The organism is Balneolaceae bacterium (genome assembly GCA_034521495.1).
GTDB lineage: Bacteria > Bacteroidota > Rhodothermia > Balneolales > Balneolaceae > Rhodohalobacter.
In genome coordinates, this window is record JAXHMK010000015.1 from 130,597 (window position 1) to 145,563 (window position 14,967).

The 14,967-nt window shown below is 43.3% G+C and carries 8 protein-coding genes; all 8 read left to right on the top strand.

The genetic code is table 11. The features are described 5' to 3' along the window. The first annotated feature begins 11 nt into the window (after positions 1-11). Complete coding sequence (locus U5K72_15180; protein MDZ7720156.1) at positions 12-431, top strand: hypothetical protein; 420 nt, start codon at positions 12-14, stop codon at positions 429-431. Continuing rightward, positions 367-3,198 (top strand): hypothetical protein, encoded by a 2,832-nt coding sequence (locus tag U5K72_15185; protein MDZ7720157.1) that lies wholly within the window; start codon positions 367-369, stop codon positions 3,196-3,198. The genes U5K72_15180 and U5K72_15185 overlap by 65 nt, the downstream gene beginning before the upstream one ends. Before the next feature lie 161 nt (positions 3,199-3,359). Next, complete coding sequence (locus U5K72_15190; protein MDZ7720158.1) at positions 3,360-5,381, top strand: hypothetical protein; 2,022 nt, start codon at positions 3,360-3,362, stop codon at positions 5,379-5,381. Between the two features lie 437 nt (positions 5,382-5,818). Then, positions 5,819-7,840: a tetratricopeptide repeat protein gene (locus U5K72_15195; protein MDZ7720159.1), complete on the top strand. Its 2,022-nt coding sequence runs from the start codon at positions 5,819-5,821 to the stop codon at positions 7,838-7,840. 691 nt (positions 7,841-8,531) lie between these two features. Next, positions 8,532-9,401: a hypothetical protein gene (locus tag U5K72_15200; protein MDZ7720160.1), complete on the top strand. Its 870-nt coding sequence runs from the start codon at positions 8,532-8,534 to the stop codon at positions 9,399-9,401. A gap of 53 nt (positions 9,402-9,454) precedes the next feature. Then, complete coding sequence (locus tag U5K72_15205; protein ID MDZ7720161.1) at positions 9,455-10,276, top strand: hypothetical protein; 822 nt, start codon at positions 9,455-9,457, stop codon at positions 10,274-10,276. A 15-nt stretch (positions 10,277-10,291) separates the two neighbouring features. Then, entirely contained in the window at positions 10,292-12,643 is a 2,352-nt protein-coding gene (locus tag U5K72_15210) for a hypothetical protein (protein ID MDZ7720162.1), read from the top strand. Between the two features lie 34 nt (positions 12,644-12,677). After that, on the top strand, positions 12,678-14,967 hold a 2,290-nt coding region (locus tag U5K72_15215), incomplete at its 3' end, for a hypothetical protein (protein ID MDZ7720163.1).

Genomic DNA, 14,967 nt, shown 5'->3' on the forward strand with positions numbered 1-14,967 from the left:
AACAAAACTTTATGAACAGTTCAGCGCAGATTCATGCGGATATTAAAGATCTGATTATTTCCGGGGAAAACCGGCCTACCGAATCCGATTATAATATCTCAAGCCTGAGATCGGAAATGGAGCAGAAGATTGACAGGCTGACCCAGGATGCCGAGGATGTTGAAAACCGGTTGAGCGAAACCCGGGAGCTGGCCCTTGAGTGGGAAGCCTCTGCGCAGCAATTGCTGGATGAAGAGCTCAGCAGTCCGGTTCAAAACAGCTCGATGCAGTGGAATGAAGAAAGTGATGATCCGCCTTCGTTTAGTATTGATTCGCAGCAGGCTTCTTCAAACAGAGAAAATCTTACAGAGCTGAGAGAAGCTCTTGATGAGCTGGATAAAAAATACCGGGCAGCCATCGATTCAGTATCCAACTATATCAGATCGCATTGATGAGGCTCTTTCAACACAACTCGCTTTGGGTACGCCTACTCAGAATCCAACAACTGGCAGATATGAATGGGAGGCAAGTGACGAAGAATACCAGGTAGGAGCCAATACTATTTCCCAGCGATTTGCGGATGCAAGCGAGGCAATAGACAAGTTTTACGGAAACTACATTTCATACAGATGGAGAAACAATAAATGGGCTTCTGATAAATTAACAGCATTTTCCAATCTGCGAAGCGGGAGTGTGCGAGATGCCGTGATTGAAGGAAACGAATCGATGCTGGAAAATCGTCTGGGTTGGTCGATCAATTACCAAAGTGAAAATAGTGCAACCTTCAGTGGTAATAGTGTTCCGGGGGATGCGGTGGATGATATTGTATTTATAGCCGGAAAGAGAGAAGGATTTATTCATGGCTTCGATCCGGGTACAAGCGGATCAGATGCGGATGATTTGGCAGATCAGTTTGAATCGGATATGCGGGATTTTGCAAATAATGACATCCAGAGTTTTGTGTTGAACTTCATCCAAAATGGTATCGAGTTCTGGTACGAAATGCCCACTCTCGGTTACGAAGCGATCCGCGATTCCTCCAGAGCACAAGCGGAACGGATGGCATCAACCTACCAGAATAACATTAAACCGATGGAAACTGCTCACGAAGACTTCACCGCTACGGTAGATGAGATTTACAAATCAAAAGCGTCACTGACCATGACCCTGCGTGAGATGATAGCGATTTATGCAGAACGCAGAGCGGCACTTGCAGGTGACAGCGCGGCTGTTGACCTCAATCAGCGCAAAGACGACCTTGAAGAAACGCTTACTCCGCCCAGGATTGGGGGAATCCAGGTAACACGAAATCTGACGGATTACAATAACAAGATCACCCTGAGCTGGAATGCATCACACCAAACAGGAAACATTGTAGAGAACAGCTATTATTTGGGCGGATCCGGTGCCGGGTCTGATGTATATGCTCAAGGCATGCTCTCTACCGGGAGTAGTTCAGATGTAACACGATATATTTTCAAAACGACGCAAGATGTTGAAGAGCTAAATATGGGGGTTGTTGTGAGAGTACGCGGCCCGTCGGGTACAGCGATTAGCCGACCAGCTTCTTTCAGTGCTGTTGTTGATGAGTATGGAAGTGTTTCGCCACATCCCAGTGGAGTTGCTGAGAGTATTGAAGAGGAAGACGACTCTCCCCCAAGCGAACCGATTGTGAAAGTAGAATACAACAAGTCGGAAACGACCCGATTCCGTGTGTCGGATAATTATAACATAGAATCTGAAACGATTAATGTATACTGGACCAATCAAGCCGGACAAATTGTATTCCAGGCAACATCGCTTGATGAGGATACGGATATCGCCGCCTTTGAGTATGCACTTGGCAGCAGCAAAGGAGCCACAGATATTGTGGATTGGACGGAACGGCAAGGGCGGCGGGTGACCCGTGAAGCATCTGATCTGTTGGGTAATATGGCGGGAGCTGACAATATCATCCAGGAAATTACCATCCAGGATGTAAATCTGACGGAAGGTCCGCACTACTTGTCGGTTCGGGCTGTGAATGGTGTGGGCATGACGAGTTCTGCTGAGGAGATGAGTACTCCCATCCAGTATGACGGAGATCTGCCGACCGCTCCGGCAATCAGTGAAGATGGAATTACGATGCCTCGAATTAAATCCGGAAGTGAATTCCAGAGCAACTTCAGGGAGGCCGGTCCGGCTACTCCGGAATATGAAGATCCGCCGCCAAAAGATGTGGAAACACCAGAGCTGACTCTCAATTGGAGCGATGCTTCCGATAGTACATCCGGGGTTCACCGATATGAATATGCCGTTTCTTCGGATGAGAACAGCCAGGCTGCATTCGCCAAACCCAATGAAATAAACACGTCCTACAGCAGCGAAACCACGATTGAGGGTGATCCGCTCAGTTTCAACCAAGATTCCTACATTCACATAAGAGCTGTAGATGAGGCCGGAAATTCAGGAGAAGCTTCAACGATTGGCCCTGTCACGCCCGAAGATCCAACCCGGCCGTGGACTCCCAAGATTAAAGCATCTGCCAAACCCGGAGAGATCGGTTTCTACTTGTACCGACCCTCTATGGATTGGGAGACGGAGGTTGACAGGTATGAGTTCACCGCTACAGAAGGACTGTTTTCGGGAGATCTGCTGCCGTGGACAGAAGTGAATACATCCTCAGCAAATGTGGGACTGCTGTTCTATGCGTTAGCCGCCGACCAGGAGAAATCTATGAATGGTTCTGACGCGTCCTTTATTGAGGTGCCGACGGAAGAGATTCCCGAAGGAACATCCCTGGTCTTAAAAGTGAGAACCGTAAACGGACAAGGATTGGAATCTGAAACCGGATGGAGCGGTAGTGTGGTGTTTGATAACTCACCTCCTGAAAATCCATCCATCTCCCTGAGCCAAAACGGGGATGAAATGACGATTGGTGTCAGCAATATTCGTGATCCTGAAAGTGGAATCAGCAAGGTTGAGTATAAGGTTTCAAGCAAAAACGCGATGAGCTTTGGGGCGATGTGGTCGAACTTTATAACGGTGAACGGAGTGCAAGAATCCACCTTGAGCGGATCGATAACTGAAGATATCTCTAACCAGAGTTTCCTGGATCTGCGGGTTTCCATTCGAATTACAAACGGAAACGGAATGCAGACGACGGTTTCCCAAACTCCAACGGTGAACGATTTTAGTGATTCCAATCAACAAGAGTATGATTATGATTTTGAATTTTAAATCATTTTTGGGTAGAGAACCTTCAAGCGTCCGTAAGGACCTTGCAGCGTTCGGTTGTTAGTTTAAAAGCGTGACGCTTGAAGGATCCCGAGAAATCGGGAACGCTTCAAGGTCACTTTTTCAGCAATTAGAAAACCATTTTTTTAAAAAATGAATGTGACATGAGCAATATAAATCTGTTCAAATACAAGTTGTTGTGGTTGATCCCGGTTATTCTCTTTTCCTGGGGTAACCTTTCCGCCCAGGTGGATGATGAGCAGCTGCGCTATGCCATGAATGGCGACAGTGTGTATGTCTATCACATCCAATCGGTTCCGCTGGGGGATGGATTTAATATTTATCGGAAGGATGAAGGTACCGAAGAGTTTCAACAGCTTAATGATGACCCGGTTCGGGGCGTTTTGTACCCGGAAGAGTTGCCGTCGGCTATTGGTACAGATCTTTATGAACAGGTTCAAACCGCACTCGAGGCCGAAGATGCCACAGACAGCTTTTTCTCCCTGCGGTCCAATTCAGTTGTGGGCCGGTTGTACACCTTTGTTCATCCCGAGATTGCAGATGCATTAGGGAGACTTTACATCGATACAGGACCTGAAGCCGGTGAGACGGTCACCTACCGGATTGAATTTGTGGATGATTTGGGACAACCCACCGGAGAAACGCTGGAACAGGAGTTTACACTCGAAGAGAAGACACCCCGGCCACCCGAAAATCTGGAAATTTCGAACGAAGGATATTCGATGACGGCCGAGTGGACCTATCCGCCATCTGAGGATGAGGACGATAAAGTAATTCGGTTTGAGATCTATCAGTCGGAACCGGATAATGATGTGCTGGAGGTGGTGAACGATGAAATTATTCTGAGGGATCAGGAGCGAACGGAGTATGAATACCATTTTACAACCGACCGGTTGGGCAGACAGATGCAGTTTATGGTGGTTGCCGTGGATATTACCGGCCAAACCGGACCAACCGGAGAGATTGTGACTCATACCATAGAAGACAATGTACCCCCGGCCGTGATTGAAGGAGTGGCTGCTGAATATGTGAATCAACAGATTGAAGTTACCTGGCCGGTGAGTCCTGAGCCCGATCTTGCCGGGTATCGTGTATATAAAAGTATGGAAGTAAGGGGTGATTATACTCTGCTTCATGATGAACTCATTGATCCTGTAAATCCCATCTTCAGGGATCCTGCTGTTACGGAGGGAGAGCGGCATTTCTATAAAGTTACAGCCGTAGATTCAGCCGGAAATGAAAGTCCAAGAAGTGCGGTGGCTGCACGTCATATATCAGATACAACTGCACCGCCGGCGCCAAGTGATCTCTCAGCGGAGTTCATATCACAAGAAGAGGGAGTTACCCTGAGTTGGACTACTGAAGAGGAGCCGGATGATTTACGGCGATACATTTTATTGAGAAGAAGTATCTCACCTGACGACTCGACTACTTTTAATCAGATCATTTCTGAAGATTACCTGGAACATGAATATAACGATGTCGGCGTGGGCGGACGCGGTTTCGGTGAAGGAATTTACTATGAGTATGGTGTTTTGGCAGCAGACTCATCCAGGAATTTTAGTGATACAACCACCGTTCGTCTACAAGTTCCTGATTTGACTCCGCCGCAGCCACCCGCCAATGTAATGGCAAATAACGTGGATGGAATTCGCGTAGATTTGAACTGGAATCAAACCACCTCGGGGGATGCTGTCAGCTACCGTATTCATCGAAAAAAGATTGATTCGACTTTGACAGAGATTGACAGCGTGTCGGTTCAAAATAGATTGCTTCGGGATGAATCTGTGGAGCTGGGATTGGAATATCAATATGGGGTGAGCGCGATAGACTCGGTTGGAAATGAGAGTAAGCCAGCACTCAGTGATACGGTACAGATTCGTGATTATGATCCGCCGCGCAAAGTTCGGAACGTTCGAGCCACCTCTGTGGATGACGGTGTTGAGATTACCTGGGAACCGGTAACGGCACCTGATATGGTCGGGTACAATGTCTATCGTTCCAATATCTCCACAGGTGTTTACAATCCGCTGAACCAAGAGCCCGTTGAAGAGACGAACTGGATCGACGAAAATGCAAATGACGAGCTTTGGTACCGGGTTCGTGCGGTAGATATTTCTGGTAATGAAAGCCGGCCGAGTGAACCGGTTGAGTTTGAAGAATAATTTTAGTTAGAAGATGATTTAGAATTCAAAAGATTTGGAGGTTGTAAAACGATGAATACGAATAAGCATTTTGGAAAAAGAGTCTCCCCTCCTTGTTGTTTAAGGAGTACGTGTTTAGCGGTTTGAGATTCAAACAACCTGACAGAGTACCGTGCTTTTCGGTTCCTGTCAGAGTTTGGGATAAGGGCTTTCTCTTCGAAAACCGTCCCACGCGACTCTGGCAGGAGCTATCGCACTCTGCCAGGACGCTAAACACATACGAAAAGGAGGGGACTTTCGGATTCAAATTCATGGTTTTTTATTAAAATCACGTTAGTTAGAATCAAACAAAAAGTATACTCTTAAAGCTCTTACTCAGCTGCATTTTAAAGATAAATTTTTCAATCTCAGATTTTAGGTAGACCCAATAAATGGTTCAAGTTTCTGAATCTAATATCGTGAAATTCATAACTGTTCTGTTGTTCCTATTTACAGCAGGTACGGCCCAAGCCCAACATATGCTTGAGCAGGAGGGGATGCGTTATTATCAGGAGGGGAATTATCAGTCAGCAATAGAGACGCTGGAACGAGTTACTGAGCAAGATCCCATGCGGATGAGGGCTCAACTGATCCTGGTGTCTTCCTACCTTCAATTTGGGGATGTAGCAATGGCCGAAGATAAAAGCAGGCAGGCGATGGATCTGTTTCCTCAAACGGGCGCGTTCCGGTGGCTTCTTGCGGAATCTCTGCTGCAGCAACAAAAATTTGAGGAGGCACTTGTTCATTATAAAGAAGTAGATAAAGCTTTAAAACAGGGAGAATCACTGAATCCAATGCAGGTGCGCCAAGATCGGGTAGAGGCAAGAATTGGCAAGGTTCACCAATCAATCGCAGCGCAAGCGTACCAGAATAATCAACCCGAAAAAGCCTTGCGGGAGATGGAACAAGCCGTTAAGAATCTGTCGGATTCCCTCCAGGCTCATAAGAATTATGCGATGTTGTTGATGGAGGAAGAGCGATATGAGAGAACCATCGAAGTGATCGATCAGGTTCAGATGAAATTTCCCGAGGATGCTGGGCTGATAAAGATGAAGGCCTCGGCCTACTATCAAAAGGAAGACCGGGAGGCCGTGCTGGAGCAGTTTGAAAAGCTGTACAGTTTAAATCCGAATGATGTAGATAATGGCTTGATCTACGCGGAGTTGTTAATGTCAAACCGGCAATCCAAGGAGGCAGTGACAGTCCTGGAGGAGCTACTGGAAAAACACCCCAATGAGAAAAAGATTTACCGCTCGATGGCCGATCTGAATGAGCGGCGATTCAATATGAAGGGAAAGCGGGCGGTGCTTCGGAAGATGGAGAACAAGTTTCCCAAGGATAGACAAATATCTGGGGAGATTGCAGAAACATTTGAGATGGAGGAGAAATGGCAGCAGGCTCGGGCCGTTTATGATTCCCTGGCAACTGAGACCGGACATGAACTCCAATACAGGATGGCCTCGGCAAATACCTATTCGCAACAGGATTCACTCGAAGAAGCAGGCGAGATTTATCGATCACTGCAATCCAACTACCCGGTTGATCCGACACTTCTTTCCAGGCTGGGAGAAAATCTGGAAGCTCGTGAAAAGTGGGAAGAAGCAGTGGACGTTTATGAGCGATTACTGCCGTTATCAAAAGAGAGTGATACGGAGGTGAAAGTTCGGCTGGGAGTTGCAAAAATGAATGCGGGCGATCATCGACAGGCAACAGAGCATTTACAAAATGCAATTGGTGAGGGTTCAAATAATCCTGAAGCCTATTTGGCGCTATCGCAATTGAAAGAGCAAGATTCTCAGGAAGATGAAGCGTTTGAACTGGCAGAAGAAGCCTTGCGTAGAAGTCTGCGTGTATTATCTGAGCAGCAGCAAACCATTGAAGCGCAGGTGCAGCAGGAAGGAATTCAAAGCCAGGCCGGGAATAAGGAGCAGATTGGCGAGTTCAAGGAGATCAATCGTATTGCAGAAAAATCGTTCGGGTGGTTGACGGAAACATTTGATCAAAACCGCGTTGAGCCAGTAATGCTGGATCTGTTGGAGGAATACAATACGAGCGGGCGCTTACACTATATGAGCGGAATCTATTACAGCAATCAGGGGGAGATTCAAAAAGCTCTCGATCAGCTTGAAGAATCCATTCAGTTCTCACCGAAACTTGCAGAAGCGCATGTTGCCCTGGCGAGGATTTTGGAAGATCAGAATCAAACTGAAAAAGCGATAAAAGCTTACGAACGGGCCGTTTCACTGGAACCGGAAAATTCTAATACTTATAGCGCGCTCATCAGAACGTATGATGATGCAGGAAAACTTGAATTACTCTGTAACCGCTGGCTGGCTCAACACCGGGCAAATATGGACAATGAAGTTTTAAAAAAACACCTGGTTGAAGCCCTTCATAAAGCAGACCGGTTTGAAGATGCAAAGGCAATACTTAACCAATAGAATAATGTGAATTCCCTAATGGGGTTTATTTGGTACGATTTAAAATATTTTAATATGTGCGCTCCTGTCTGCTCTTGATAGATCGGGGTGGAAGCTGGCATGACTCATACAAAAGGAGTACGAAATTCAAAGGAACATGTGAAAGCCGACACAAGGCTCTTTAGAGGCAGAAGATGGTGTAGATATGATTTTTGCAGTTATTCCGGCTCTCCTTTAACTAATTGAAGAGGGCTTTGCAAAACCGTGGTTATTGGTCAATCTGAACTCGATTCAGATTCTCCATTCGCCTTTATAGCCAGTATCTGGAGATCCTGAATCAAGTTCAGGATGACGGTCAGAGTTTTGCAAAGCCTTCTTGAAGTGGATTAAGCTCAGTCTGATTGAAGATAATAAGGTAGACTACTCAAAATTCGAATATTGTAAGATGAGTAATATTAAATATTTAAGTATATAAATTAGAATAATTTTAAACTTGAATATGTACTTTAAAATGACCGCATTTTTTTGTAATAATCACTTTGTTTATACGGGGTACTAAAACATCAAGTTATATTTATGGGACTGATAGAGACGATCACAAGTTGTTTGGGCGAAAACGTTTCAAGGAAAGAGTTAAAAAAACTGATAAAGAAGTGTCATTCAATGGCTTTAGCTTATCTTAGGATGAAGGCCGCATCCAATCAACTTATACATGATTCGCGGCGAACGACTGGAGGATCTTGCCTGGGATTTTATTGCTGAACTTTTTGAGAAGGATGAAAATGGCTGTCTTGTAAGACTTCAGGATTATTTTCATGATTTGAATCTTGAGGAGTTAACTAATTCGGATCTGATGATTGAGTTGAGAAAGCTTGTATTTACAAAGGTTGAGGATAATATTTTTCGGGCAGTGGGAGAGAAGGATCCCTCTCTCCGAAAAATTATCCGGAATTTAAAATTGGCTATACGGGATAATGACTGTGAATATCGGGTGTGCTATAAACACGGGGATATCATCATTGGTGAAGACAGTGAAGAGAATCTGCCGGTTATGCCGTCAGAGTTTATGCAGATACACCTCTCTTCACGTATAGAAGACAAGATGCAGATTCCGGAAATTTTGATCGAGGTTATTGATATTCTTGAGAGACAGGAGCGCTATCAAAAACGAATTTCACTGGTTGGATTGGCATCGATTATTCGTTTGACTTATGTGCACTTTAACGATTCTGCCAATAAAAAGAAGAAAATAAATGCAGATGAGGCGATTATTCAAACAGAATTTGAGGAGCTCCTTGAAGAAAGCTCTAAAATGGTTCGAAACAGTACGGGTTCTTCATATGTTCGGAAAGGCAAAATCAGCCATAAGGAACTGGATATTTATATGAATGCAGCGAAAGATATAGTAAACGATTATTTTACGGATGGAAAAACGGAATCATCTCAGTATGAATATCTGAAATATTATATGCCCTCTTTAGAATACAATAATTTCAGAGAGAATAAACGCCAGATACTTGAATATTTAGTAAAGCTTATCAGAAAAGACCTTGTTGAAACGTTTAAAGATGACTGGTCATAATTTTTTGCAGATGGTATCATTTGCGAGGAATTTTACATAAAGTTTGAGACTATTTGAATATTCCAACAGAAAAACATATCGAATTGTATACTCTTAACCGCTCCTCATTAACAGAAGAGGAGATTGAATGGATTGAAGAATGGATCCAAAAGGATTCTGAATTACGTCTGCTTGCCGAGTGGTTTCAACTGTTTTACAAGAAAGTAGATCAGATTGAATCTGTTCAGGAAAGACCGGACCATTTTTCATCTGTCATAGAACTGGAATCTGCCCCACAAAAATCAAAAAATTCTGGTGGGATTTTTGTACTTGCCGCTCAGACTCCTGTTGCTGACCGAAGTAAAAAAAGTCTGAAAACAATTCGCACGTTTGTTTCTGATGAGCATAAAACACTGATCAGGATTTTACATAACAGATCAAAAAATCAATCAAAACTCCATGTAATTTCTGAGTTTGTGGATGAAGATGATATTGTTCTTGTTGAAGTGCAGGATCGTGAGAAAACAACACTTGTCAGCGATCCCGGTGGTACATTTGTGATACCGGATCAGAAATTCCCGGAAAATGCCATAAAGAGCTGGAATAAGTGTGAGCTGCACCTTCCGATCTCAAAAATCAGAGTTTTTAAGGATGATAAAGATGAGACGCTAAATTTTGATACGACGGAATCGTATTTCGAAAGAGAGGAACTTACACTATTTAATGACGGGGATGAATTACAGATTTCATTCAAAGGTTCAAGTGAGAGAAATCCGGATAAAATGGTGATTTACAGTGGAGAGAAATCTTCCATTTGGCCTGTAAAAGATGGAAAATGCTCTGTTGAGATTCAAAATTTTTCGGGTACTGTTTCCAGTCTTTTCTTCTTCAAATGATCTATTGCCATCGCCATGCCAGATCCGATTCAAGTAGAACAGGATTTTCAAAAGCTAATCGAATATTTCGATTCTGCACTTTCAATTCGTCACCGTTACAAACTCTTTTTTGATTTTATAGATACACTTGAGGGAGAGTTTAAAAAGTACGAATCGTACATCATACAACTGCTGGATGATTTACCGCTATTTACTGATCACTTGTCATGGAGTGGGATAGATCCGAAAGAGATCGAAGAGAATCTTTCGGTGTTGGAAAGAATTCATACACAAATAGATCTATCGGGAAAAAATGACCAGTACAATGAAAGAAAAAAGAATCTTCAGGAAGTGTGTTTGCTGTTATTCAGCTGTTTAAATCATCTTGAAAAGGCTGTTTATTATCTCCGGAAGGGAACCGGGCTTTCATGGCCGGAGGCGAATTCCATTGAGAATTATGAAGGCCTCGAGAACCGGGGTTTAGACTGGCTTTTTGAAATACTTTCAGTAGAGTTAAAACGGGAAAGTAAGCGCTCCGCTGAGCAGCAAGAATTCCTCGAAAGATTACACGAACAAGTAAAAGATCTATCGGATAGCCGGGAGAGAAGCATACTCGTTCCCGTGGCTGAAAAATACAGCTTAGATCAAACCGGAAGCAGCCAATATGGACGGTTGCGAAAAATGTCGGTAGAACTGTATGGAGAGGCAGATTCAAATTCCCGCGATGAATTGATCTGGATGACGAATATTTACGGTGCTGAAATTCCTTCCCTGGAACAAACTAAAGCGTCTATACTTGCTTCCAGAAAGTTGTTTGCATCCGGCTCAAACAGAACGAACTCTGGTTACTATCGCGGAGGTGTACGATTTGAAAATACAGTGGCTTTTCACAATGGAAATTCAGCAAATCTTGGTATTGCAGCTCTGTGGTATTCCATCCTTTTAGGAACCGGTAAACAGAGGGAGCGATATACCGTTTATTCAAATGTTGCCATTACCGGAGATATCAATAAAGACGGGTCTGTACAACCGGTCGATGAAACAAGTATTCGTCTTAAAGCAGAAGCTGTCTTCTTTTCCTGGGCAACGATGTTGGTGATACCGTCTTCTCAAAGGGCGCAATTTGAAGCTGAGGTAGAAAAATTAAGCAAAAAATATCCAGATCGCGGTCTGGAGGTTATCGGTGTAAACCGATTAGAGGAGATTTTTTATGATCGGCGAATTGCTGCTCATAACGTTCAGGGGAGAATACATTATTTGTTAAACCGCTTAAAAAACGAACACTCAAAGTTTGTTCTGATTCCAGTAATCATCGCTCTTTTGTTGGTTGTTCTGCGGCTGGTGTATGGTCCGATTGACAGGAATCCACAGAATTTCTCTTATGAGGGGTCATCACTTATAATAGAAAACAAGAACGGGGCTGAGATTGAACGGATTGAAGTAGGAGAACAAACAGCTTTCAGGTATAAAAATCCTGCAACAATAGAGGGATTCCCACTGACAATACTTTTTGATATAAACAATGATGGGATTAATGAAGTAATTTATGGGAAACGAAATCGGTTGAATCAATCGAACAGAGAGATTTCGGACGTAACGGCTTATTCGGTGAGTGGAGATTCAATAATTTGGAACCGCGAATTGATGCTGAACTACAATTTTCCGAGACAATCGGGTGTAACACAAAAGGAGATGCTAATCCGGGAGATGGGGTTGGTTGAAACAGACGATGGTTTCAAAGTTGTTGTTAATGCCAATTCATTTTACTACTTCCAAACGATTCTATATTTGGTGGATGCGGAATCCGGCGAAGTTGAGTCGGAATATCTTCATATCGGTCATATTAGGGATATGATTATAGAAGATATAGATGGCGATGAACGAGAAGATGTAATTTTTACAGGTATTAATAATGCTTACTGGCTGGCTTCAATGGGAGTTTTAGACGTTGAGAATTTTCATGGATTTTCGCCCCTCACAAGAGATTATAAACCTGCGGGGATACACTCTGCAAATGAATTATATTATATTTTACTTCCAAAAACAGTTATTGCAGAATATACCAGTCCGATTTTGAAGTACAATGAAGGGAGATCGATCTATTACGATGTGGCAAATCAAACCACTCGGGTACTTGTGGAAGAGGGTAGAACGACGTTTCGAAATCAGGTTGGTGAAGTATTGGTATCAGTGAGTTTTGATGAAAATATGGAGCCATCAGGTGTAGGTACAAGTGATGTGTACGATATTGTGGCACGTGATCTTTATGAGGAAGGAGAAATTCGAGAGGTTCCTGATTTTGATTACTTTGAGACGTACAAAGATTCAATTCTCTATTGGACAGGAGAAGAGTTTTTATTGACCAGGGAATATTTTAAAAACAACTAAGATTGCATAAATATTTTGAATTTGAGGTAGCCATATGCCTGATCCTATTCAAGTTGAGAGGCAGTTCCAAGAGACAATAGACCTTTTTGAAACTTCGATTTCAATTCGTCACCGGTATTATCTTTTCAGAGGTTTTATCAAAAGCCTGGAGGGATCGTTTAAAAAGTACGAGTCTTACATTCTTCAACTCGTGGATGAACTTCCGGAGTACGCTGATCCTTTAACGTGGACAGGTATGGATCCGCAACAAATTGAGCAGGATTTGGCATTGCTTGATTCAATTGAGTCGGAGCTTCACTTATCAAAAAAAAGTGAAAATGTTACACGAGTTTACAATTGTCTGAGAGAGGTTTGCATACTTTTGTACGGATGTCTGGATGATTTTAGAGGAGTCAGGTATCATTTACAACGATCATTCGTCAAATCTGAGCTGGTGGATCAAGATCATTCCGAAGACGTAAGGGGATTGGATCGGCTGAGAAATCTGATTGCTGAAAAACTTCAGCAACGAAAAGATCTTCCAAGAGAAGGAGAAAAACAGCTCGAACGAATAGTACGGCAAATTAACATAATTCAGACACCTGAAGATGGAAAAACTTTTATACCGGTCGCTGAAAGGTATCATCAGGAAGAGGCCTATGGACGATTGCGTAAAATTTCAGTTGAACAATATGCCGAAACAGAGAAGGAGGATGAACTGGTTTGGAATATGCATGTCTATGGAGCGACAAATCCATCACTGAAAGAAAAAAAAGATGTTCTGATTGCCGCAAGGAACCTGTTTGAATCAACTGCCGGTACCCGAAATAAGAGGTATTACCGTGCCGGTGTAAATTTTGAATTTCAGCAGGCATTTCATTTCGGAGATTCTGCAAATCTTGCTATCTCTGCAATTTGGTTTACACGGCTACTTGAAGCGAGTCATCAAAGAGAATTATATAAATTGCATTCTCATTCTGTAATAACTGGTAATGTTGATAAAGAGGGGAATGTACGTCCGGTTGATCGTGAAAGCGTAAGCTTAAAAGTGCAAGCAGCTTACTTTTCATGGGGTAAAATATTGGTGGTTCCGGCTGTTCAGCGAGATCTGTTTGAGCAAGAATTAGGCAAACTCCGGGAAAAATATCCAACCCGCAATTTAGTGCTCTATGGTGCAGATCATCTGAGAGAGATATTCTTTGACAGGCGTCTTGCTTCACACCAGGTAGAAGGATTTTTGAGCTTCTATTTCAAACAGATGAAGAGTCAAAAGTACAGAGCCGTTACCGTTCCGCTGATTCTTGTGTTGATTGGAGTTATTGGCTGGTTGATTTTTGGGCCGGTGGATCAAAATCCTGTAGATGGAGAATTCAGCGGAACACATTTGATCCTTAATAATCAATACGGACAGAGAATTGCGGCATTGGAAGCAGGCTCAGAGGTTGTCCGTTTAGAGCAAGCCAATGAGAGTATAACAAACAAATTTGGTTTATTTGATCTCAATTCTGACGGAACCAATGAGGTCATTTTTGCAAGAAGCCTGGAAGTAGCGGATGGTACAAACGGTGAGCAGTTGGTGGCCTATTCTGTATCCGGCGATTCTGTGATTTGGGCACGAGATCTGATGTTTAACATCGATTTCCCAAATAAGACAGATGTTTCGGAAGATTTATTCCGGTTGCACTCCGTTAACTATGCAGAGAGATCCGCTGAATCAGAGCACTTTCTTATTGCAAATGTAGGTCATCGGAATTTTTTTCCAAGTATCATTTTAAAGATGAACCCGGATAACGGGAATGAGCTGGGAAGATATATTCATACCGGTCGTATTGCTCAGACTTTGACTGAAGATATTGACAGTGACGGAATGAAAGAGGTGCTGGCGCTTGGCCAGAACAATGCCTTTGATGAGATAACTGTATTTTTTGCACTGGAGACAGATCAGATTAAAGGTCACTCCCCACTAACAGAGGAGTATATGGTTTCAGGCTATCAGCGTGCCAGGGAAAAACAGTATATCGGGATTCCGAGAACGATTGTCGGAGATGCATTCAGCCGGAGATTGATGAACAATAATCCCGCTTATTTTCTGCTCAATAAAGAAGAGAAACGAATAAGAGTTCGGGTTTACGATCTCATGCTTCCCGAGAGCGATCCTTTCGAAGTTAGTACTGCTGCACTTTTATACATGTTCGATTACAATTTCAGATTGCAGTCCATCGGCACACATTCCTACTACGACTTGTGGGCCAAAAACCTCTATGAAGAGGGACGTATTCCGTTTGAACCCGATCACGAATATTTTGAAGCGTTTAAAGATTCGCTTCTTTACTGGGATGGGGAGG

Excerpts from the sequence above, each read along its gene's own strand:
- U5K72_15210 (MDZ7720162.1), top strand. The coding sequence starts at position 10,292 with ATGCCAGATCCGATTCAAGTAGAACAGGATTTTCAAAAGCTAATCGAA.
- U5K72_15200 (MDZ7720160.1), top strand. The coding sequence starts at position 8,532 with ATGATTCGCGGCGAACGACTGGAGGATCTTGCCTGGGATTTTATTGCT.
- U5K72_15180 (MDZ7720156.1), top strand. The coding sequence starts at position 12 with ATGAACAGTTCAGCGCAGATTCATGCGGATATTAAAGATCTGATTATT.
- U5K72_15190 (MDZ7720158.1), top strand. The coding sequence starts at position 3,360 with ATGAGCAATATAAATCTGTTCAAATACAAGTTGTTGTGGTTGATCCCG.
- U5K72_15185 (MDZ7720157.1), top strand. The coding sequence starts at position 367 with ATGAGCTGGATAAAAAATACCGGGCAGCCATCGATTCAGTATCCAACT.